The sequence below is a fragment of the Cytobacillus oceanisediminis genome (assembly GCF_007830235.1).
GTDB lineage: Bacteria > Bacillota > Bacilli > Bacillales > Cytobacillaceae > Cytobacillus > Cytobacillus oceanisediminis.
Map to the genome: position 1 here is coordinate 87,645 of NZ_VLKI01000007.1, position 22,166 is coordinate 109,810.

General features: G+C 39.8%; 22 protein-coding genes and 1 pseudogene. 17 read left to right on the forward strand and 6 right to left on the reverse strand.

Going from position 1 to position 22,166, the window contains the following annotated elements:
- The first annotated feature begins 324 nt into the window (after nucleotides 1-324).
- Nucleotides 325-438 (forward strand): nitric oxide synthase oxygenase, encoded by a 114-nt coding sequence (locus IQ19_RS29285; protein ID WP_415802457.1) that lies wholly within the window; start codon nucleotides 325-327, stop codon nucleotides 436-438.
- Nucleotides 431-761 (forward strand): annotated as a pseudogene (locus IQ19_RS13475) (nitric oxide synthase oxygenase); the annotation flags it as partial. The gene IQ19_RS29285 and the pseudogene IQ19_RS13475, both read left to right, overlap by 8 nt.
- 46 nt (nucleotides 762-807) lie before the next feature.
- Here IQ19_RS13475 and IQ19_RS28105 read toward each other — a convergent pair.
- Both IQ19_RS28105 and IQ19_RS13480 read right to left on the reverse strand, forming a co-directional pair.
- The gene (locus IQ19_RS28105) at nucleotides 808-966 is read right to left on the reverse strand and encodes a hypothetical protein (RefSeq protein ID WP_199749470.1); all 159 of its coding nucleotides are present in this window, start codon (nucleotides 964-966) and stop codon (nucleotides 808-810) included.
- A gap of 93 nt (nucleotides 967-1,059) precedes the next feature.
- Nucleotides 1,060-1,806 (reverse strand): YqjF family protein, encoded by a 747-nt coding sequence (locus IQ19_RS13480; protein WP_144542917.1) that lies wholly within the window; start codon nucleotides 1,804-1,806, stop codon nucleotides 1,060-1,062.
- A gap of 220 nt (nucleotides 1,807-2,026) precedes the next feature.
- Between IQ19_RS13480 and IQ19_RS13485 the strand changes: the two genes are divergently transcribed.
- Nucleotides 2,027-3,454: an FMN-binding glutamate synthase family protein gene (locus IQ19_RS13485; RefSeq protein ID WP_144542918.1), complete on the forward strand. Its 1,428-nt coding sequence runs from the start codon at nucleotides 2,027-2,029 to the stop codon at nucleotides 3,452-3,454.
- A gap of 46 nt (nucleotides 3,455-3,500) precedes the next feature.
- Here the strand turns inward: IQ19_RS13485 and IQ19_RS13490 are convergent, their stop codons facing one another.
- Together IQ19_RS13490 and IQ19_RS13495 are read right to left on the reverse strand one after the other, a co-directional pair.
- Complete coding sequence (locus IQ19_RS13490; protein WP_144542919.1) at nucleotides 3,501-4,991, reverse strand: spore germination protein; 1,491 nt, start codon at nucleotides 4,989-4,991, stop codon at nucleotides 3,501-3,503.
- A gap of 160 nt (nucleotides 4,992-5,151) precedes the next feature.
- Nucleotides 5,152-6,051: a TetR/AcrR family transcriptional regulator gene (locus IQ19_RS13495; RefSeq protein WP_144542920.1), complete on the reverse strand. Its 900-nt coding sequence runs from the start codon at nucleotides 6,049-6,051 to the stop codon at nucleotides 5,152-5,154.
- A 186-nt stretch (nucleotides 6,052-6,237) separates the two neighbouring features.
- Between IQ19_RS13495 and IQ19_RS13500 the strand changes: the two genes are divergently transcribed.
- Nucleotides 6,238-7,761: a DHA2 family efflux MFS transporter permease subunit gene (locus IQ19_RS13500; RefSeq protein WP_144542921.1), complete on the forward strand. Its 1,524-nt coding sequence runs from the start codon at nucleotides 6,238-6,240 to the stop codon at nucleotides 7,759-7,761.
- A 223-nt stretch (nucleotides 7,762-7,984) separates the two neighbouring features.
- Nucleotides 7,985-8,407: a FosM family fosfomycin resistance protein gene (fosM, locus tag IQ19_RS13505; RefSeq protein WP_144542922.1), complete on the forward strand. Its 423-nt coding sequence runs from the start codon at nucleotides 7,985-7,987 to the stop codon at nucleotides 8,405-8,407.
- Between the two features lie 49 nt (nucleotides 8,408-8,456).
- Here the strand turns inward: fosM and IQ19_RS13510 are convergent, their stop codons facing one another.
- The gene (locus tag IQ19_RS13510) at nucleotides 8,457-8,639 is read right to left on the reverse strand and encodes a hypothetical protein (RefSeq protein ID WP_144542923.1); all 183 of its coding nucleotides are present in this window, start codon (nucleotides 8,637-8,639) and stop codon (nucleotides 8,457-8,459) included.
- 269 nt (nucleotides 8,640-8,908) lie between these two features.
- Complete coding sequence (locus IQ19_RS13515) at nucleotides 8,909-10,132, reverse strand: MFS transporter (protein WP_144542924.1); 1,224 nt, start codon at nucleotides 10,130-10,132, stop codon at nucleotides 8,909-8,911.
- A 175-nt stretch (nucleotides 10,133-10,307) separates the two neighbouring features.
- Here IQ19_RS13515 and IQ19_RS13520 point away from each other — a divergent pair, with 175 nt between their 5' ends.
- The 12 genes from IQ19_RS13520 to IQ19_RS13575 all read left to right on the forward strand — a co-directional run bounded on the left by IQ19_RS13520 (nucleotide 10,308) and on the right by IQ19_RS13575 (nucleotide 22,158).
- The gene (locus IQ19_RS13520; RefSeq protein WP_144542925.1) at nucleotides 10,308-10,745 is read left to right on the forward strand and encodes a VOC family protein; all 438 of its coding nucleotides are present in this window, start codon (nucleotides 10,308-10,310) and stop codon (nucleotides 10,743-10,745) included.
- A 329-nt stretch (nucleotides 10,746-11,074) separates the two neighbouring features.
- Nucleotides 11,075-12,307, forward strand: coding sequence for an acyl-CoA dehydrogenase family protein (locus IQ19_RS13525; RefSeq protein WP_144542926.1), 1,233 nt, complete (start codon nucleotides 11,075-11,077; stop codon nucleotides 12,305-12,307).
- Entirely contained in the window at nucleotides 12,300-12,488 is a 189-nt protein-coding gene (locus tag IQ19_RS13530; protein WP_144542927.1) for a hypothetical protein, read from the forward strand. Before IQ19_RS13525 ends, IQ19_RS13530 begins: the two co-directional genes overlap by 8 nt.
- 50 nt (nucleotides 12,489-12,538) lie before the next feature.
- Nucleotides 12,539-13,273, forward strand: coding sequence for an acetate--CoA ligase family protein (locus IQ19_RS13535; RefSeq protein WP_144542928.1), 735 nt, complete (start codon nucleotides 12,539-12,541; stop codon nucleotides 13,271-13,273).
- Nucleotides 13,270-14,739: an acetate--CoA ligase family protein gene (locus tag IQ19_RS13540; protein ID WP_144542929.1), complete on the forward strand. Its 1,470-nt coding sequence runs from the start codon at nucleotides 13,270-13,272 to the stop codon at nucleotides 14,737-14,739. The genes IQ19_RS13535 and IQ19_RS13540 overlap by 4 nt, the downstream gene beginning before the upstream one ends.
- 12 nt (nucleotides 14,740-14,751) lie before the next feature.
- Nucleotides 14,752-16,149 (forward strand): hypothetical protein, encoded by a 1,398-nt coding sequence (locus tag IQ19_RS13545; RefSeq protein WP_144542930.1) that lies wholly within the window; start codon nucleotides 14,752-14,754, stop codon nucleotides 16,147-16,149.
- 330 nt (nucleotides 16,150-16,479) lie between these two features.
- Nucleotides 16,480-17,505 carry a TAXI family TRAP transporter solute-binding subunit gene (locus IQ19_RS13550; protein WP_144542931.1) on the forward strand — a complete coding sequence of 342 codons (1,026 nt, stop codon included), beginning with the start codon at nucleotides 16,480-16,482 and terminating at the stop codon, nucleotides 17,503-17,505.
- A gap of 88 nt (nucleotides 17,506-17,593) precedes the next feature.
- The gene (locus IQ19_RS13555; RefSeq protein ID WP_144542932.1) at nucleotides 17,594-18,364 is read left to right on the forward strand and encodes an RraA family protein; all 771 of its coding nucleotides are present in this window, start codon (nucleotides 17,594-17,596) and stop codon (nucleotides 18,362-18,364) included.
- A gap of 12 nt (nucleotides 18,365-18,376) precedes the next feature.
- On the forward strand, nucleotides 18,377-18,901 hold the full coding sequence (locus tag IQ19_RS13560; protein ID WP_144542933.1) for a thiamine pyrophosphate-binding protein: 525 nt from the start codon (nucleotides 18,377-18,379) through the stop codon (nucleotides 18,899-18,901).
- Nucleotides 18,898-19,461, forward strand: coding sequence for a thiamine pyrophosphate-dependent enzyme (locus tag IQ19_RS13565; protein ID WP_144542934.1), 564 nt, complete (start codon nucleotides 18,898-18,900; stop codon nucleotides 19,459-19,461). Before IQ19_RS13560 ends, IQ19_RS13565 begins: the two co-directional genes overlap by 4 nt.
- Nucleotides 19,462-19,618: 157 nt before the next feature.
- Nucleotides 19,619-20,569, forward strand: a complete 951-nt coding sequence (locus tag IQ19_RS13570) for a hydroxyacid dehydrogenase (protein ID WP_158638784.1) — start codon at nucleotides 19,619-19,621, stop codon at nucleotides 20,567-20,569.
- A gap of 23 nt (nucleotides 20,570-20,592) precedes the next feature.
- Nucleotides 20,593-22,158 carry an AMP-binding protein gene (locus IQ19_RS13575; RefSeq protein ID WP_144542936.1) on the forward strand — a complete coding sequence of 522 codons (1,566 nt, stop codon included), beginning with the start codon at nucleotides 20,593-20,595 and terminating at the stop codon, nucleotides 22,156-22,158.
- Nucleotides 22,159-22,166: the final 8 nt, after the last annotated feature.

Here is a 22,166-nt window from a genome sequence, read left to right on the forward strand (position 1 = left end):
AGAATAACGACGAAAATGTTTAGGGCAAGAGGAAAACGGTAGTTAATCGAACAGAATAACGACGAAACTGGCCAGAAGCGGAAGGAATTAAATATGGTAGTTAAAACAAGTTACAAAACTCCATTTGTTTTTACCAAGCTCCCAGCTATGCTTTCGTGGGAGATAGTCTATTCTGGGTGGACTCATCTTGAATAATTTCATATTTGAAGAAGCAGAGGACTTAATCCGTACCTGTAATAGTGAATTTGAATAAAAGCAAAGGTCAGCGGAATGCCTAGACAGAGGAGGAGTTTTTTCTGCTTTGTTTGAACACATTTGACTTCCATGAATAATGGCAGGGTTCATCCCAAACTTACCATCTTCCTGCAGTACGCTTCAGCGCAAAAAATACGGATTTGGAATTATCAATTAATCCATTTAGCAGGCCTTTCGGTATAATATGCTTCCACAAATCGGTTCGCTAATGGGTTTAGATATAAGAACACATACTTCCCTTTGGAAGGATAGGGCTCTTGTTAAAGTGAATGCGGCTGTTTTGCATTCTTTTAAAAAAGAGAGTCAGCATTGTAGACCATCACACTGCCGCCCAGCAATTTAAGAAATTCGAAGAAAATGAAAAGGCTCAAGGCAGAGCATTAACAGGCGACTGGACCTGGCTTACTCCCCCAGTATCACCAGCTGCCACACGCATTTTCCACAAGCAGTATAATAAAGAATGGAACAAGCCTAATTACTATTATCAAGTTAATCCATATTCATAAAAAAGCCGGCATCAATAAAGTAAGCGAAGATGCCAGCTTTCCTTCCTTACATTGGTTCTTCATTATTATTTGTTTTTCTCTCCGTATTCTCTGGAGCGACTTTTGAAAGTTGATCCATTGGCTCCATCATAGATTCGAGAAGGCTGCCTTTTGTTTGTTTTGGTTCCTCATTATTTCTCGCTTGATTTGAATCAGGGTTATTCACACTTCCACCTCATTTCAGTAAATCATGCCCTTTTGATAGATTGAACAATATTCTATAAGAATATCCGGAGAAAAAGAACGCTGAACATTTTTCTCATCTGCTGTGAACTTTTCTGATATTCCATATAAGTGCATCAACGCCGCCAGAATAATGAGCGATTGGGTTAGTATTTCTTAGGTTTATATTGAAAGGGGAAAGCAGTGAATTGGACTGTACTTCAAATTCCGCCTTTTGCAGCGGCCAGGGCAGATGATGAATTTCCCCGCAATAAATATTCGATGTTTTATCTCTGCTGTAGAGGCAATATCTTTCTGTCAGCCAGTGATCCAGGGTACCTTCTTCAGGGGAAAATACATCTGAGATCGGCTTATACAAAGCTTTGAAAGAAATATGGCGGTTGTTTTCATTTCGTATGCTTTGAAAAGAAAAAGTTGTCCCCTTATGTTCAATCGATACGTTTGATGCATGATATGGCAGACGATACCAATGTCGTGCGATTTTTAAAGAAGCCCAGTTTTTCACATCAATAGATAAAAAGAATATTCCTGGCTTACCGTCATATTGTACATAGGTTCTGACATTTATTTCTGGGAAACTTCTCGTCAAAGGCAATTTTGGCAATGCGCGCGGATAAATGCCATCCATTAAAAATGCGATATATCCTAACCATGCGTAACCTTGAAAAGTATCTAATCTTAAGGGGGAAGGAATCAAATTTCTTACAAGCTCGGGTTTTACAGGCCAGTGCATAAATAGGGAATTTCTCCATTTTTGCCTCATAATCCAGTTGTTAGAAGGGACGGGCCAAGGGCGGTGAGCGGCGTTATTTAGCAAGTGCATTTTTAGACTCCTTATACGACAAACTTTCGCAACTAAATAAAAAAGATCCAGGTTAAATATTCTTCTACTCCTAGTATATTCTAAGGATCCTTATCAATACTGAGAAACGAGTACAAGTTACCTAGTATAAACTGAAGTGAATTCCTATTTACAGGTTAAATTCCTATCCTATGGCAATAATGGAGTAAAAAAGACTATTATAGGATCTGGTGAAATTTGCATGTCTGATATTTTACAAATTATTATTTTAGCTATGATTTCATTATTATTTATCCTTTTTTTAATCTTGCTTTTTGGCTGGCGCTGGATTATGAAGCGGATTGTTAAGCAAGCTGGGAAAATTATATTTACTGACAGCTATCAGGAAAACTTAATTGAGATAATCCCTGGATTCCGCCATATGGGTGTACAAAATGCACTTGAAAATAACCTTCGTGCTGAAACGGGGGATATCCTGCATAGACCGTTTGGCTCTTCGAAAAAATGGCCTCATTTTGACCAAATTACCTTTATACCTGTTCAGACATCACCCTTTCCAATTGATGGTGATGAGGATGTGGATGTTAAGGTTACCATTGGCCCAAAAGCCAAAAAGCCAATGAAAATTAAAATCCCGCTTATGATCAGTGGAATGGCCTATGGCATAGCCCTAAGTGAACAAGTGAAAGTTGCGCTGGCTACAGCTGCCAAAAATACAGGAACTGCTATTAATTCAGGGGAAGGCGGGATTTTGCCTGAAGAACTCGAAAGTGCGGGAAAGTATATTTTGCAGTTTTCAAAAACCGAATGGGGGAAGGAAGAAGAGGTCATCAAACGTGCCGATATGATTGAGCTTAAGCTGGGCCAAGGTGCGATGCAAGGCATGGGCGGGAATATTTCGCCGGAGAATTTAACTGGGCGGGCCAGGGAAATTATGGGCCTTAAAAATAATGAGGTCGCCCACATATTAGAGCATTATTTTGAAAATCAGACATTAAATGATTTGAAGGAACTGGTGGAAGAACTTCGAAAGCTGTCAGGCGGGGTGCCAATTGGGGCAAAAATAGGGGCAGGAGGAAAAATTGAAGAAGATATTGACAATCTGATTGAAATGGGAGTGGACTTCATTGCAGTAGATGGAGGACAGGCTGCCACACTTGGAGCCCCCCCTCTATTAGCTGACGACTTTGGAATCCCTACCTTGCATGCTGTTGTCAGGGCTGCAAGTCATCTGGAAAAAAGAAAAAAGAAGGGACAAATCAGTTTAATTGTTTCAGGTGGCCTTTTTACACCAGGCCATTTTTTAAAGGTTCTGGCGCTTGGTGCAGATGCTGTATACCTGGGTTCAGTTATGCTGTTTACTGCGTCTCATAAACACACATTGAATGCATTGCCATTTGAACCGCCAACTCAGGCCGTATGGAACCAGGGAAAATTCAAAGATACTTTTAAAATAGAAGATGGAGTTAAATCAGCAGAAAAATTTTTAACAGCGAGTACGGAGGAAATTAAAATCGCCTTACGGGCGATGGGGAAAAAATCTCTTCAAGAGTTGTCCAAAAAAGATTTAGTTTCTTATGATGAGCTGACGGCAAAAATGATTGGAATTCCTTTCACATTTGAACCCTGGGAAGATAAATTGAATAAAAGTGAAGAAGAAAAAAGTTAACCGGCAGTATTCAAAATCATAAAACAGCCTGGCCTTTAAGCCAGGCTTATTCATCGATATCTTTTTTTGCTTTTTTCGTCTTTTCCTGATGAAATCGATATGGATTTTGTGTTCTTAAGTATACGGGCCGAAGTGGACTAAATGGAAATCTGACAAAGGAATCCTTCAAGTCCCGGTACCTGGGCGGATAAAATGGCTGCAAAAAGGGCCTACCAAGAGATGTTAGCCTTACCATATGGGTTAATAATAGGCATGAGCAAAATAGTACACCTACTAACCCCCAAAGATTTGCAAAAAATAAAAATGGGAATCTTAATAGCCGGATTGTATTGTTCATTTTATAGACAGGTGTAGCAAATGCAGCAAGAGCTGCCAATGCAATGAAAATAAGAAGGACATTACTTGTTAGGCCAGCTTCAACGGATGCAGTCCCAATCACAATCCCTCCAACGATACCGATTGTCTGGCCCACCTTGGTTGGCAATCTTGCTCCAGCCTCCCTAAGAAGTTCAATAACCAATTCCAGCAATAAGGCTTCATAAAATGGCGGAAGTGGGATATGCTGTCTCGAGGACACAAGGGTTCCCATTAAATCAGAAGGAATCATTTCTTGATGGTAAGTAAGCGTTGCTACATAAATGGGTGTGATCTGGATGGAAAAGATTACAGCAAACGCTCGAAGGATCCTTACAAAAGATGCTACGATCCAATTTAGAAAATAATCTTCAAAGGAACTGAAAAATTCCGCAAAGGTTGTTGGTGTAATTAAGACATGGGGAGAACCATCTACAACAATAACAACTTTGCCCTCCGCCAGTACAGCTGCAGCTCTGTCCGGTCTTTCTGTATCCAATAATTGCGGAAAAGGAGATTTTGAGTTATCTGAGATGAGCTGGACAATATAGGAACTGTCTGTTATTTCATCAAAGTCAACATTCTCCAGACGCTCCTTTACCATGTTGACGTTATCCTCATTTGTTATGCCGGCGATATATATGACCGCTACTGGAGTTTTAGAAATACTGCCTACCGAATATTCTTCAATCGTAAGTTCCGAAATAGGCAGCCTTTTTCTGATTAAATTTAAATTTTGCCCGAATGATTCCACAAAAGCTTCTTTCGGCCCAATAACTGTATGTTCAACTTCTGCATGGCCCAATTCACGGACAAATTCTTTTTGGGCTGCTATGAAGGCAGCTTTTTTTTCTTCGTCGTCAACTAAAATCATGACGTAGCCATTTAGCAGCTTTTGTTCCGTACCGGAAAGGTCCTCGCATATCTGGATGTCTGCTGAAGGAAGAAGCTTCTTTAAGTCATCAAGTTTTGAAAATTCACCCAGCAGCAGCCCGGGGAGTATACTCTTGCTAATAATTTGCTGATCAGTAAGTGTAGTGAAAAAAATAAATGAAAAATTTGTGCCCGTTTTTTTATTGCAATAGGCAGACTTTTTAAAATCATTGGACTTGGAAAAAGAACGTTCCAAATCTTCAAGGTCAAAGTCATTAAAGGCTTTCTTCTTTTTTAACTCTTTTTTCATAAAGAAATCACCGGTTAGTTTGGCATCATCCTTTATTGTTTCCGTTTTTGGAAGGAATATGAATGCATAGCGGAAAAAGGGAAAGATCATATTGGGCAGGGATATGAGGTCTTCCATTTAAGGCATTAAAAAAGCCTACCCATAAAGGATTAGGCTTAAATTAAACTAGTTCTTCTTCTGTTTGATTAAAAAATGCAGCAGCAAGCTGGTCAAGTGTTTCAAATTCTTTTTCATCTAAAAAGGCAAGGCAGTTGCGGAGAGTTTGGAGAGCACTATCGATTAGAAACTTTCTTGGCTTTTTGGAATGTAGCAGCTCTTCCTGGATAAAGTCCAGTAGTTCAATGCAATGAGATTGTTCCTGCTGCCGAATTGATTTTTTCAGCGTGAATATGGTTTTGCAAAGATTGTGCTTAAATCCCTGGTCCCGATGCTTTAAATGATTAAAGCGATTGTCTATTAGTTCAGGTTTTAGCAGCTGTTCTCCTGCAGAGCTAACTTCTTTAACAACTTTTGAAATACGATCCACACTATACCGAATCACATGATTGATGCTTGATGGCTCTTCAAAGAATTTCGTACTGAATTTCACGTTATGATGAAGAATCCCGAGAAACATAACGGCACAATCGAGTAAATATGGTTTCTTTTCTTCTCCAAAGATTTCAATAAACCGCTGGAAAATCCAATGAACCATTCTTAATTGTCCTTCTTTTATAAACTGCATGAGTTCCGGATCGTGTGAAACAAGCACTTCCTCAAAAAGAGTGACCAAATTATTTGAGCGATTCATATTCATTTGAAACTCAACCTGCATAGTAAACACCTCTATGCTTGAAGGGTCCTTGCCTATTAGAAGCTGATTTCGCTCATATTCCATTTTTTTATGCAATGTTTTAAAAATGGAAATAAGCAGTTCATTTTTTGAGGAAAAATAGTTGTAAAAAGTTCCTTTCGATATTCCCGTGTATTCTAAAATATCCTGAATAGATGTAGCTTGGTAGCCTTTATCCAGAAATAATTGATGTGCTTTCTTAATTACAAGCTGTTTCCTGTCATTCATTCGTAATCACCTGTCATTTTATTTGAACTGTCGGTATAATCTTATAGTACATTATTCTAATGAATTATACAAACCCTCTATTTTACAAGGGTTTTTTTATTGCAAAAATTGTACTCGTGGTATATTATATGTTTGATGTGTAACGAGAGTATAAAAGAATGAACTGAGTGTACAGGAGGAAAAACAATGGGTCATGCAATAAATAATAAAACAGATCGTCCCCCTTATGGGATACTGGCTGTTTTAATGATAGGGGCTTTTATTGCCTTTTTAAATAATACATTACTAAATATCGCTTTGCCTTCGATAATGGCAGATTTAAAAATAGAAGCGGCAACTGTGCAGTGGCTGACCACAGGATTTATGCTTGTTAATGGTATTTTAATTCCTGCTACAGCTTTTTTAATTGAAAAATATACCGTCCGCAGACTATTCATTGTTGCGATGGGCCTTTTTACAGCTGGAACAATCATTGCGGGGGTCGCTCACGTATTTCCGATACTGCTGGCGGGAAGAATGCTGCAGGCTTCAGGTTCAGCCATCATGCTGCCTCTTTTGATGAATGTTATGCTGATCAGCTTTCCGGTAGAAAAACGCGGTGCAGCAATGGGTGTATTTGGCCTGATTTTAATGTTTGCTCCCGCTATTGGTCCAACTCTTTCAGGCTGGATTATTGAACATTATGACTGGAGAATGCTTTTCCATTTCCTTACGCCAATAGCAGGAGCTATTTTGCTGTTGGGGGCTGCTTTGTTAAAAGATAAAAAGGATAAAGTAAATATCCGGTTGGATATTTTTTCTCTTCTCCTTTCAAGTATTGGTTTCGGGGGGATTCTTTATGGATTCAGCTCTGCCGGCAACAAAGGATGGGATAGTCCCCATGTATACTTGACCATTATGATTGGTGTAATTTCTTTAGTATGGTTTATATTGAAGCAATCTAAAACCGACCGCCCAATGCTGAACTTTGGCGTATACAAATATCCAATGTTCGCACTGTCTTCTGCCATTGCCATGACTGTAAATATGGCGCTGTTTTCGGGTATGATTCTCATTCCGATTTATGTTCAAACCATCCGTGGCATTTCCCCATTGGATGCAGGATTGATGATGCTCCCTGGAGCACTAGTCATGGCGGTAATGTCTCCTATAACAGGCAGACTTTTTGATAAGATTGGCGGCCGTATTTTAGCTGTTATCGGTTTAACGATCACTGTTGCAACCACATATGTTTTCAGCAGATTGACTTTGGAAACAACTTATACACAATTAATTATTCTAAATTCGATAAGAATGCTTGGCATGTCAATGGTGATGATGCCTGTATCAACAAATGGCTTAAACCAATTGCCAAGACATTTATATCCTCATGGTACAGCCATGAACAATACGTTAAATCAAGTTGCTGGTGCCATTGGAACTGCTTTATTAGTGACAGTGATGTCAACAAGAACAGAAACACATGCCGCCGAAATAGCCAAAGAAGGCGCGATGGCAAATGGAGGCGGTCAGCTGACTGAAGCTGCTATGTCTGAAATGCAGCAGCAAGTACTTATAAAAGCTATGCTCGAGGGAATTAATGATGCTTTCTTTGTAGCGACCTTTATAGCTGCAGTTGCCCTGGTTTTAGCATTCTTCATTAAACGCGCCAAACCTGCAGAAGAAGAAGTAAAGCAGGAAAAAATGGTTCAGAAGCTGGCACGGAATTAATAGGTTAGAGGAAATCGAATGATTTCCTCTTTTTTTATTTTATATATTTGACATTGAAACTGAACTGGCTTCCCAAACGTCTAAATGAATTAAAAGGGGGGACTTCTATGGCTAGTCGCATGTTCGCTTTAGTTTTGGTGTTGTTCTCTTATTATTGATTATCCTTTCCATTTTGCTTTTAAAAGCTTCAAAGACATGGCGTATAGAATTGGAGGTTGATTATGTGACAGTCAAAGGCTTGAACCATTTCCTATTTTCAGTTTCAGATTTGGAAAAGTCGATTCCGTTTTATCAGAATGTGTTTGATGCCAAGCTATTGGTTAAAGGAAGGACTACTGCTTATTTCGATTTAAATGGCATGTGGCTTGCATTGAATGAGGAACGTGATGTACCTCGGAATGAAATTGAGAAATCTTACACCCATATAGCTTTTACCATTGACGAGTCTAAGTATGAAGGAATATACGAAAAGCTTCGGAAGCTTCATGTTAACATTTTGCCAGGCCGGTACAGAGACGAGAAGGATAAGAAATCAATCTATTTCACAGATCCGGATGGACACAAATTTGAATTCCATACTGGAACACTTCAGGACAGACTGGAATACTATCGATCTGAAAAGGGTCATATGGAGTTTTTGGAATGAGAAACAACAAAAGCCTTCAAATTGCGTGTTAACAATTGCAGGCTTTTTCTCATCTATTTTTTCCTGTTAATTTAATTGATTGATGTCCGCTATGAGGGTGTGGGGAATATAAAATATGATCAAGATACAGAGCTTCCAGTTTTCTGTCGCTTAAACTAAACAAACTATGATTTTGCTGGAACTTGGATAGTGATAGAAGCTTTTTGATGAGAGTTTCTCTGTTTAATGGCATTTTTTACCCTCCTTATAAGTGAGACTGTTCGAAGTTTTATTAAAATCATTATAATTCCTATTTATCCGATTAGTCAAGTAGGAATTAAGTGGTTTTCAACAATTATTCAGGCTTAAATTCGTCAATTTTTCGAGGAATCGAAATTGATTTATTTAAGTTTCTACCTAAACAAATACACTTTTACTGGAAGATTGGTGAGATATTTACATGGGGAGGAAAATTTGACGTTTAAAATTGTATTTTTAAGCCCTCTAGCATTCTTTCTTCTATTAACCAGCGAATTTTTTCGTTTTGACTGATGTTGAACGCTGATCTTTATAGATTAGTATGGTTGATAATATTAAACAAATGGATAAGATGACCCAGGATAGGCTGAAGCTTGAAAATAAATCTTTCGTCCAGCCAAAAAAGAGTGGAAAGAGAAAAATGCCCAGATAGGTAAAGGTTAAGCTGACTCCACTTGAAACAGCAGCTGTTTTTTCTCCTCCATACTCTATAATTGCGGCCTGGAAGATTCCATTCCAACCGCTTATAGTAAATCCGAGTATGATCGTAATAGCTGCCATCAGTAAATAGGGCATAGAAAAGAAGGGACTCAAAGATAATAGCACCAAAAATATGGATGAAAGAATACCAATCAATGAAAGAACCTTCCGTTTATCTCCTGAACGGTCACTTGCTGCTCCCCATATGACTCTTCCAATTGCTCCCGAAGCCTGTGAAAGGGCCAACAGAAAGCTTGAAGCGGCGATTGAATAGTTTAGATCCAAATTTAGAAATAAAACCAGGTACATAAAATAAGAAAATTGAGCACCGACAAAGAAGAACGACAAAATACTTAAACGGACAAGCTTTGAATTTTGGAAAAAGATTTTAATATTTTTTAGGTGGTTTGGGTTAGAGTTGGGAGCTGGCGGTGAGGCATAGCTCTTTAGCATACAATAGAAATAAAGCGAAAAGCATGCCACCATGGCACCTCCTATAAAAAGTGAAGTCCTCCAATCGAAGATAAAGGCAAGCTTAGGAAGCAATAACGCTGTAAATACCCCCCCTAATGTTACCCCCATTTGTTTTACGCTCATGGCAAAACCCCGAACTTCGACTGAAAAATCCTGTGTGATCAATAAATTAATGGCAGGATTAATTAAACTGTATCCCATTCCCGATAATGCCAGAAGCAGAAGCATTGCCCATACCGAGTCGAAAAAACTGCCTGCCATAATAAAAGAACCAATAACAAGGAGTGATATAAAGATCGATTTATGTATGCCGAGGAAGTTAATAATTTGGCCAGTAAAAAAGGAGAAGACAATACAGCCCAAATAAAAAGAGGACATCATAAGTCCCATCATGAAAGCGGAAAGTTCAAGCTCTTTTACAATAAAAGTTGACAAAGGGGGTAAGGTAAGAACCCCAAATGCTGCTGCTGTTTGGGCTAATAGCGGATTAAACAGTTTCAGTCTTGGATATGCAGAAACCTTTCTTTTGACCACCTAGATCAATCCTTTCCTAAAAAAAACTAAATGATAAACCAGGATCCAAAAAGTTTTAGAAAATATCTATATAATATTGAATTATATTTATATATATAATAATATAAATACAAAGTTAATTTCAAACATTCTAAAAATTCTAAATTAGTAACCATTGTTCGAGGAAGTGCTTAATATGGCAAGCAGTATTGATCATATTGTAATCGCGGTGAAAGATTTAGAAAAAAGCAAGCAGCTTTTTTCTACTATTTTAAAAGGGGAATTTCTAAAAGAAATGGTCTTGCCGGAACAAAATGCCCGGGCTGCTTACTTCTTAGTCGGGGGTATTGTAATAGGCCTTGAGACTCCATTAAGTGAAAAAGGAGACATTCATAACTTTTTAGAAAGAAGGGGTGAAGGCTTACATCATATAGCTTTTAATATTGATGAAATTGACGATTTACATAGCCGTCTACTGGATAGTGAAGTTAAAGTTGCCGGATTCAAAAAAAGCCATGGTTTAAGGAAGGAATTATTTACTCATCCCAAGAGTTCATTTGGATTGCTTCTGCAGCTAATAGAATGGGAACAGCCGTTTAAAGAGTCATTGGAGAAGAGGATTGAGACTTTATAAAAGGCTGTTTTCGTAAAGTTTGTTGCTTTTTGAAGGCAAACTTATTTTACCCACTGAGTTGATTGTAGCGGAGGGCACTTGACTCCTCGAAAATGCATCCGCATTTTCTTACGACGAGGTGTTAATTCAGGGATGTTTAGACAATGTCCTGCGGGAAGAGAGGGAAGTGCGGAGACCCCACAGGCGAAGCCGAGGAGGCTCGCAGCCCTCCCCGCGGGTTCGCTGAGTGCCCGTAGCGGAAATCAACGGGCAGAATTCATAACACAAACAACAATCTATGAGAAAAGAACGTTATAAAATGAAGAAACCATATGGAAAGGTCTGGTTAGATGAACTTTGAATTAAGCAGTGAAAATATTCAGGTGAAGAACATGGCAAGAGCCATTGCTGAAAAGGAAATTCTGGCGAATGTAAAATACTTTGAACAAGAAAGAAAATTTCCTAAGGAAATTTTGCAGAAGATGGGGGCAGCCGGAATATTTGGGGCATGTTTCCCGGAAAAGTACGGCGGCTCTGAGATGGGATTTCTGAACCTGGCAATCATAGCAGAGGAAATTTCTAAAGCCCATCCTTCTTTTGGATACGCTTTCAATATGCAGGCTATGACTTGCCCTTTTACGATATTAAATTGGGGAACAGAGGAACAAATTCAAAAATATGTTCCAGACTTGATTAAAGCGAATCTGATCGGCATGTTTGCCCTAACAGAATCAGGAGGAGGGTCAGATCCAGCAGGATCCATGAAAACATATGCGCGTTTAGAAGGCGATGAATATGTCATCAACGGTTCAAAAACGTGGATTACGTTTGCAAACGAAGCAGATGTCGGAGTCCTTTTTGCTAAAACAGACTTAAAGGCTGGCCACAAAGGAATTTCAGCATTTATCGTCGAAACAAACCGCCCTGGCTTTACTGCAAAACCGATTGAAATCAGCTCTTTAGGCTTTATGATGAGAAGCTGTGAAGTATTTTTGGAAGATTACCGAATACCGAAAGAAAATCTTCTAGGAAAAGAAGGAGAAGGCTTTAAGATTGCGATGAACGCACTTGACTACGGCAGGCTAACGGTTTCATCCCGCCTTGTAGGAATTGCCCAGGGGTGTGTAGACGAATCGATAAAATACTGTAATGAAAGAATAGTAGGCGGAAATCCGATTGGCGAATACCAGATGATTAAGCATCTGATTGCAGACATGGTTGTCGAAACCGATGCAGCAAGGCTCCAAACTTATAGAAGTGCTTACCTGAAGGACAAAGGAGAAACGGCTACAAGGGAAAGCTCCTACGCTAAATATTTTGCCTCAGAAGTTGCTGCAAAGGTTTCCAGGAATGCACTTGAAATCTTTGGCGGCAATGGCATATCAGATGAATATCCGATCATGAAATACGTCAACTATGCCAATATGCTTCATTTCGGAGAAGGCTCTGCCAATATCCAGCGAATTTTAATTGCTAACGACGCTCTAGGAATTAAAAATGCAAACAGGCACCATATTGAAAGAAGATTTGCTTTAAGCAGTGATATTAGGGATGGTAAAAAAGCAGAATCTATTAATGGATAGATTTCTATTTAAAACGCTCATTGTTGATTATGGCACCCTGTTGATTAGAGTGGAAGGTGCAAGACTCCAGCGGGAGAAGCGAGTGAAAGGGAAACCCCGCAGGCGCAAGGCGCTGGACCGCCCGCAGTTCGCTAAGCACCTGGACGGAAATCAACAGGCTAGTTTAACAGTGCAAGTATAAATAAGAGTAGATCTCTGAATAGGTAATAACTAAAAAGAAAGGATTTCAATATGATTAAAACAGCTATACAGCAAATTATTAACCTTTCAAAGGAAGAATGTCGGACAGTCCTGACGGAAATAGAATCAAAACAAATTTTGCAGGATATTGGAATCCCGGTTCCCGATTTTCGGTTAGCCACATCTGCTGATGAAGCAGTAGAACTTGCACAATTTATAGGCTTTCCTCTGGCTATGAAAATAGTTTCGCCTGATATCGTCCACAAGTCTGACGCTAAAGGTGTTATGCTGAATATTAAGAATGAGCCGGAGCTTAGAAGTGCTTTTGAAGAGATTATCCGGAATGCAAAAAGTTACAATCCAAATGCAGAAATTACAGGGATATCCATCCAGGAAATGATCAAAGGCGATAAAGAAGTAATTGTGGGCATGAACCGGGATCCTGTATTCGGGCCTGTGTTATTGTTTGGTGCTGGAGGCATATTTGTTGAGGTGCTAAAAGATGTGTCATTAAAAGTCCTGCCCATAGCAAATAGGGACATCGATAACATGTTTTCAGAGATACAGGCAAGCAAAATTCTTACAGGTTATAGAGGATCGCAGCCAGCAGATTTATCGAGCTTAAAGGAAATCATCCAAAGAGTAGCGCAGTTATCAATTGAGTTCCCTGAAATTTCTGAATTTGAATTAAATCCTGTTATTGTTTATGGACAAGGAAATGGTGCTGTTGCGTTGGATGCCCGCGTTATTCTTGACCATCGAAAATCGGGGGTGGCTGCAAGTTGAGTAAGTACGATGCAATTGAAAAATTGCTTAATCCTTCATCCATTGCTGTAGTCGGCGCCTCACATAATGTTCAAAAGCATGGCGGAAGGCTGATTGAACACCTTTTAAAACATCAATACCAGGGTGAAATTTACCCTGTAAACCCAAAGGGGGGGGGAATCCAGGGACTTGCCTGCTATAAATCCATTTTAGATATTCCCAAGATTCCGGATCTTGCCTGCCTTTTAATTGCGCCTGGTCTCCTGATGGAAGCACTAAGAGATTGTGCTTTAAAAAATATCAAGATGGTAATGATCCATGCTTCAGGGTTTGCCGAAACAGGCAAAGATGGTGAAGTGCTTCAGCAAGAGATCGTTGATTTTGCCAAGGAACACAACATAAGAATTTGCGGCCCGAACACGATAGGGATTGCAAATGTAAATAACAGAGTGTTTGCCAGCTTCAGCATGGCCATGACGAGCAGCGAGATACCTATGGGAGGAGGAATTTCCTATATAACCCAAAGCGGAGCAATCGGCGGTGCCATGCTAAGCCAGGGTTGGGAAAAGAAAATAGGCATTAATAAATGGATTAGTTCGGGGAATGAAGCAGATTTGAATGCTTCAGATTATCTCGAATATGCCGTTGATGATCCTTCAACCGGCACGGTATGCATATTCCTTGAAGGCTTGGCAGATGGGGAAGGCTTTAAAGCTGCACTGGCCAAAGCGGCAAACAAGAAGAAGCCTGTCATTATTTATAAAAATGGCAGAAGCGACATTGGCCAGAAATCAGTAAAATCCCACACAGGGGTACTGGCAGGAAACCATGATGTTTACAAGGCAGTATTTAAGCAATTCGGAGCGGTAAATGCTGAAGATCTCGACGATTTATTTGATTATGCAATTGCCTTTGATTCTCCAAATAATCTGAAAAGCAGCCGAATAGGCATTATATCGACCTCAGGAGGGGCCTGCACGATTGTAACGGATCAGTGTGTTAAATATGGATTAGATGTACCTGATATTTCAAATGAAAGTATAAAAAAGCTGACAGAAATGTCTCCCGAATTTTCCACTCCACAGAATCCGTTTGACACAACCGCACAAATATTAAATGATCCAGGCTCATTTAAAAAAAGTTTGGAAGTATTTATAGAAGATAAAAATATTGATGCTTTAGTACTTATGCTGACAACCATTGGAGGGACAATCGCATCTAAAGTCGCTGAGGATATTATAGAGCTCTCAAAAAAGACTGAGAAACCCATGTATGTTGCTTGGACGATTGCCGAATCCCTGGCAAAGGATGGAATGAATAAACTCCGTGAAGCTAAAATCCCTCTATACCCTAGTGCTGAGAGAGCTGTAAAGGCTTTGGCTGCCGTACAGCAGCATATGAATTTTTTGGAAGAGTGGGAGGGAAAGAAAGAGGAATACAGCAGCTTCTTTTTTTCCAGCAGTAAAAAGGAAATTTCAAATAGTTAAGGTCGTGAAGTTATGCAGCACATAATGCCGGTTTTAATATTAACAAGGGGCGTTACTTTATTAACATTGGCATTGTCTTATATGCTTTACTCTTTTTTCTCGCTACCTTTGGATCTGTTTCTCGTATCTTTGGTCATTCTCGCCTTTCTGATTTCTTTGCCCTGGATGGCTAACTTCCCCAAAATTATGAGCGGTGCTCTGCTCATTTTTGGCAATATGATTTTCTTTTTCTATGGTGGAAGCGCAGAATACTGGGTGGACTCCATTCTTAACAATGTGGCTCTAGTTTCATTGTTTATAACCGTCCCTTTATTATCCTACCCTCTAAAAAATGGCGGTTATATCGAGTATATGGATTATTTTGTGGTGAACTTTCTAAAGAAAGATATGAAAAAAATTGCCTTTGTAACAGCGATAACCTGCATTGTCAGTTCATTTTTAAATTTAGGCTCAATAAGAGTCATGTATGATTTATTCTCAGAGCGATTCAAGTACTTAAACAAGGTATTTGTTAGAAGCCTTGTTCAAGGGTTTTCCCTGGCAGCCTTTTGGTCTCCATATTTTGCGGGCGTCGCCATCATCTTGCATCTTGTCGGAGTGAGCTTTGTGTCTTTTTTTGGATATGGATTCGTCATGGTCATCATTTGCTACCTGACATCTGTTGTGATCAATCTAAGGTACCTATCCAAAGAAGTAACGACAAATACAGCTCCCTATGTAGCGGTAAGCATTGATGAAGATGGAAGCAGGGAGCAGACTAAAAAGGTAGAGCATAAGAGAGGAATTGAATTAATCATAGCTTTCATAGGGCTATTCCTGGCGTTATTCTTCCTGGAAAAATGGCTTCATCATTATAATGTGCTGCTGCTAATTTCGATACTTGCCATTACATATTCCATTCTTTGGTCTTTGGCAATAAAGAAAATTAAGGAATATGCCTTCTCCTTAAAAGATTACTTCACAGAAGTGGCTCCCAATGTCCATACAGAATCGATCATGATAATTTCAGCAACATTCTTTTCCCAGATGGTTTTGCTGACAGAATTTCCTGCATACTTAACATCCTTATTTTCCAGCATAAGCGAGATCTCTCTCATCTTAACGGTTATAACCATCATCTTGACTTGTGTAATATCATCTTTTTTCATACACCAAGTGCTTCCCATCTCAATTTTTGCGACTACCCTATCCCCTGACGTCATTGGACTAAAGCCAGAACTATACGTTTTGATCCTGGTAATAAGCTGGGGCATTACTCCGCTTTTATCGCCAGTTTCTGCAGCAAACTTGCTTGCATCTGCATTATTTAAGACAAAACCATTTGAAATAGGGATTTGGAATATAAAATATGCCTTTTCTATTATTCTAGTATCATCCATATCGATCTATTTAATAAACATGTTATTTTAGAGAGTCTTTTGTTACTTGCCTGTTGATTTCCGCCCAGGGAAGATCGCTTTCCTTGAAGGTCCGAGGCTCTTCAAGCACTAAGGCTGCAGGGGGGGCTCCCTTTGACTTGCTTCTCCCGCCGGAGGATCGTGCCTTGCGCTCCTATCAACAGGCGCCATTACAGACAATGAGCTATAACAGAGGTTGAGCAAAAGTAAAATCTATTACCTTTTTTGAAAGCGGTACCATCGTTCTATTCCTTTAGGGAGGTGATTATTGAGAGTAATTATCGAGCTCTTTTTTTTACTAATGAACATGACACCAAACTAATAAACGAGGGGAGAAAGAGAGATGAAAAAACTTTTATCTATTTTTATCATTGCATTATTGGCTTTTGCATTAATTGGCTGCAGCTCCAACAGTACGAGCGGTGGAGGAAATTCGGATTCCGGTTCTTCCGGTTCAGATTCAGGGTCATCCGGCAAACCGGATAACTATTCAATCATGTTTGCAACAGGAACAACTACTGGAACTTATTATCCATTGGGAGCTATATTCTCTGATTACTGGAATAAAAAACTGGATTATGTTCAAGCTTCCTCTCAAGCCACAAATGGAAGTGTACAGAACCTGATTTTTATTAAACAGGGTGAGGCTCAAGTAGCCCTTACACCAACAGGGACTCTTTATGAAGGCTTTAACGGCGAGGCCTCATTTGATGGAAATAAAGTTGAAAATGTCCGCATTTTGGCTGGGTTATATCCAAACGTCAATCATCTAGTGGCAAGAAAAGGAGCCGGTATCGAATCAATCGCTGACGTGGCAGGGAAAAAGATTGTTCCCGGTGCGACTGGAAGTGCAACTGAAATTGAAACCCAGCGCGCAATGGAAGCTTATGACGTAGATTATGAAGGTCTGGGCAAAGATTTTGTTGGATTTACAGAAGCAACTGACTTGATGAGAAATAAGCAAACAGATGTTGCAATGGTCATGGCTGGAGTTCCTACATCCGCTGTAACGGAAATGCTGGCAACAGCTAATGGCGAACTGCTTCCTTATACTCAGGAAGCTGTTGACTACTTAAAAGAGAAATACCCTTGGACAATGGAATATACAATCAAAGCAAACAGCTATGAAAACCAGCCGGAAGATGTGCTGTCAGTTGCCCAAAATAACTTCCTTGTAGCAACAGCAGATATGCCTGATGAAGTTGCATATGATCTTGTCAAGACTCTTTGGGAGGGCATTGAGGAATTAAAAGGATCTCACGCTGTAATCGAACAGTTTGATATTGAAAAGGCATTAGAAGGAACTTCGGGTATTCCAATCCATCCTGGTGCTGAAAAGTTCTACAAAGAGAAGGGTATTCTTAAGTAAATTAGAATGAACACCAATATAACTCTACCGATCGAGTCTGAATCGATAGAGTTATATTGTTACTTAAGCAAAAGGAGGCAGCTGCTAAATGAAGACAGCCGAATTGGAAAAGTATAAACATAAATTAATGGGTCTGATACCGCCAGAAAGAATCGTAAAAGTGGAATTTACAAGGCCTTCCCGGGAAATTATAGAAGCTTTTATGGAATTGGATGGACTTACGCCTACAGTTTCAGATGTTCTTGATTCAATGGGCATTAAAGGGGCCATTTCAGCAAGCAGGCTGAGCCCCATTATAACAGGCAAAAAGATAGTCGGTCCTGCCGTTACCATCCGCTATATTCCTGAAAGTAACACTCCCGATCATGGTTATTACAATATGGAACGGGCAAAGCTTGCGGACAGAGACGTATATGCCGTTGCAGACAAGGGGGATGTAGCAGTATTCGATGCAGCTGCGCTGGGAGATGTATCTGTAATGGGAGGGCTCTCCACTCTTGTTGCTAAGCAATGGGGAATGGCAGGCAATATCGTTGATGGCGGTGTAAGGGATGTGGATACCGTCCGCAAATTGGATTATCCAGTCTGGAGTACTGGCCAAACGCCAATTACAGGCAAATACCGTGTAGAGGCAATGGAAATCAATGGCCCCATTTCAATAGCAGGTGTACGGGTGAATCCGGGTGATTTGATTATTGCTGACGACAGCGGGGTTGTGGTAGTTCCAGGAACCAAAGCAGAAGAAGTTTTAGAGAAGACGATTGCTGCCACCAAAAGAGAAGATGAAGTAGTGAGGCTTTTTGAAAGCGGCGCATCAATTGAAGAAATAACCAGCATCCTGCCGCCAAGCAAATGGTAAAGGAGGATAAACATGACGACGTTTCAGGATTTAGCTTGTGAAGAAATCATTAAAGGCATTGAGGAAACAGGTGCCGATTATTTGCTGACTTTACCATGCAGCACAATTGGCAAGGTCATTGAACATTTTGAGAACTCTGATACAATTACTTCTTTCCCGATCAGCCGGGAAGAAGATGGAGTAGGAATTGCATCGGGAATCAGCCTGGGAGGACAATTCCCAATTATGCTGATCCAGGATACCGGGATCGGGAATTCAATCCTGGCTATCACAACGTTTGCGCAGGCCTATCATGTTCCCATGCTTATTTTAGTAACCCGCAGAGGCGGTTTCGGTGAAATTAATTCGGCAGTTAACTTGTTTTCAGAACCGCTGCCGGACATTTTGGATGCTGCAAGGGTGAAAACATTTAAGCTTGATTATCGTGTTCCCTTGAAGGAATGGAGTACAGCCATAAAGCAAGGGGCTAAGTATGCCAAGGATACACATCGCCCTATTATTGTTATGTTCAATATTAAAGGGGGTGCAGAACAATGATGTCAAGACTCGATGCGCTAAAAATTCTTTATAAATATACAGAGAATATACCTGTCATTTCTTCTTGCGGGAATACCTCGAGAGAATGGGCTAGCCTTGGAAGACGGGATAATCATTTATATATGGTGGATACGATGGGATTGACTCCATCTGTTGCAATCGGTGTCAGCCTAACCTTGGAAAAGAAAGGATTTAAAAAGTGCATTGGCATTGAAGGGGATGGGGGCGTACTAATGAATCCCAATTCTCTGGCATCAGCAAGCTATTTGAACCCGCGTAAATGGATGCTGATTGTTTTTGATAATGAATGTTTTGCATCGACAGGTGGCCAATGTTCCTTGGCCAGCCGCATTGATATAGCCAAAGTTGCAGAAGGATTTAATTTAAAAACGATTCAGACAGATAATGCTGAGGACTTTGAAAAGGCAGTTCAGAAGTCGATCGAAGAGGATGGCCCTATTGTTTTACATGCAAAGATCAATCAGGAAAATCAAAAGAATCCTTTTTTAAATGATGACCCCGCTGTACTGGCATATAAGTTTTCAAGCTTCTTAAATTAAAAGAAAACAAAAAAACTGTATAGGGAAAGGTTCTTTCTCTATACAGTCTTAACAGATTGTATCTTAACTATAAAGCCGTATGTGCCAAATGTAAAATAGAAATCCATAATATTTTTTCAGAAAACTTCGAAAATCATAATACATGAGGGGGAGCAATATGAAAGCTTTAGTCATAGACCATATTCACGAAGAGGGTATTACCCTTTTAAAACAATATTGTGAAGTAGACGTTAATCATGGTTTATCACCTGAAGAGCTGGCTGCAATTGTTGGGAATTATGATATTTTACTTGGGCGTGCTACACATTTAACGGGCAAAATTGAAAAACCCTTATTGGAGAACAGCGGCAAATTAAAGGTCATTGGAATCGCATCTGTTGGGCTTGATCAGTTTGATCAGGGCTACATAGCCTCTAAAGGAATCAAATTAATCAATCTTCCTGGTGTCAATTCGGTATCTGTGGCCGAACATACTGTTTCTCTTCTTTTGTGCGGCATGAGGCATATCCTCCTTGCCTATCAGCAAATGAAGGAATCAATCTGGAATAAACATGGATTCACTTCTGCGCTGGAACTAAACGGGAAAACCGTTGGCATTATCGGATTTGGAAATATTGGCAAGAGTGTCGGCTCCATTTTGAAAAAAGGGTTTAATATGAATGTGCTTGCATTCGACCCATACATTGATGAGGAGGAAGCCAAAGAAAACGGTGCCAGATTGGTGTCTCTTGATGAGCTATTAACACAATCAGATGTCGTTACCATTCATGCCCCGCTGACAGATGAAACACATCATATGATTGCAGAAGAAGAAATTAAAAAGATGAAAAAGGATGCCATTTTGCTAAATGCTGGAAGAGGCGGAATCATCAATGAAGATGCACTGTATAAATATTTAAAGAATCATCATCTGCGCTTCGCAGGACTTGACGTTCAGGAAACTGAACCGTGCTACCATTCTCCTTTATTTTCCCTTGATAACTTTATTGCAACCCCGCACATTGCTGGGTTAACATATGACGCCTTGAGCAGGGCGGGCAAAAGAGTTGTAACTGAATGCCTTGAATATCTCAATGTTGAAGTTGATGCCATTACTCCCGGCGCCTGAGAAAAGAAAGGAGGTCGGAGAACATGAATTTTAATGAATTGCTTTTGGCTGGAAATGAAAATCACCCCCAAAATATATTTTTAAAATTTGAGGAAGAATGCTATACCTATGCAGATATGTGGAATATTACGAACAGGCTGGCAAATGGATTTTTAAAAAAAGGAATTAAGAAAGGTGATCATGTTTCCATTATTCTATCAAATCGGCCAGAGTTTATTTGGAGCTGGTTTGCTTTGTCAAAGATTGGTGCAATAGCTGTAACGCTTGATACGCGTTTAAAAGGATCCTTATTGCACCATCAATTAAAAAATAGCGAAAGCATGGCAATCATAACTGAGGATGAGTTTCTCCCTGCCATACTTGAAATGGATATGAAAAATGATTTAGGCATTGATCGCTTAATTATTATCTCTGATAAAGATGTTACAGGCATCAAAAAGGAGATGACCCATTTCAATACTCTATTAAATGAAAGTGAAGTTGATTCAGGTTTAATCGAATATACTCTTCTGCCTGGGTGGCCTCTAACAATCGTCTATACTTCAGGAACAACCGGTCCCGCTAAGGGAGTCGTGAATCCACACGAAACGTTTGTATTATCGGGCAGAGATATAGGAGATGCAGTCGGAATGGACCAGACTGACAATTTATATTTGTTTTTGCCCCTGTTTCATGCCAATCCCCAACTAATGGGCATACCCGCTTTACTTCTAAATGGCGCGACGATCGTTTTAGGAAGAAAATTTTCAGCTTCTTCTTTTTGGGATACGGTTAACCATTATCATGTAACGCTTTTCACCTATGTTGGGACGGTATTAAGCATATTGGATAAAGTGACACCGCCACTGGTTCGCACCAGTTTGAGGACGGCTTATGGAGGCGGTGCTCCAGAGGAAATTTGGAGAAGCCTTGAAAAGAAAACAAATGCTCGAATGATGGAAGGCTATGGGATGGCAGAAATTGGCGGTTTTGCTATTATGAATTCCCTGAAAGAATCAAAGATTGGGAGTATTGGAAAGCCGCGTGAACTCTATGACATTCGCATTTTTGATGATCATGACTGTGAATTGCCTGCTGGGGAAGTAGGGGAAATTGTTGTACGCCCCAACGTTCCTTATTCAATGTTCACTTCCTATTTTAATATGGAGAAAAACACCATATCAGCAATGAGGAATTTATGGTTCCACACTGGTGATTTGGCTGAGAAAGATTCAAATGGCTTCTTCTATTTCAAGGGAAGAAAGAAAAATATGATTCGTAGAAAAGGAGAAAACATTTCCGCCTATGACATTGAAAATATGGTACAGCAGCATCCAAGTATCCTGGAAAATGCAGTCGTGCCGATTCCTGATGAAATTGCCGGACAAGAGATTAAATTAAGTGTTGTCTGCAGAAAAGGAGAAGAGGTCTCCATTGAGGAATTATATAAGTGGCTGCTGGATAACCTGCCATCCCATTTGGTTCCAAGGTACTTGGAAATCAGGGAATCCTTTGAGAAAACTTCATCAGAAAAAATTAAGCTGCAGGTTCTTATAGATGAAGGAATTAAACATGTATGGGACAGAGAAAGAAAACAAATTAGCAGATAAAAAGGAGT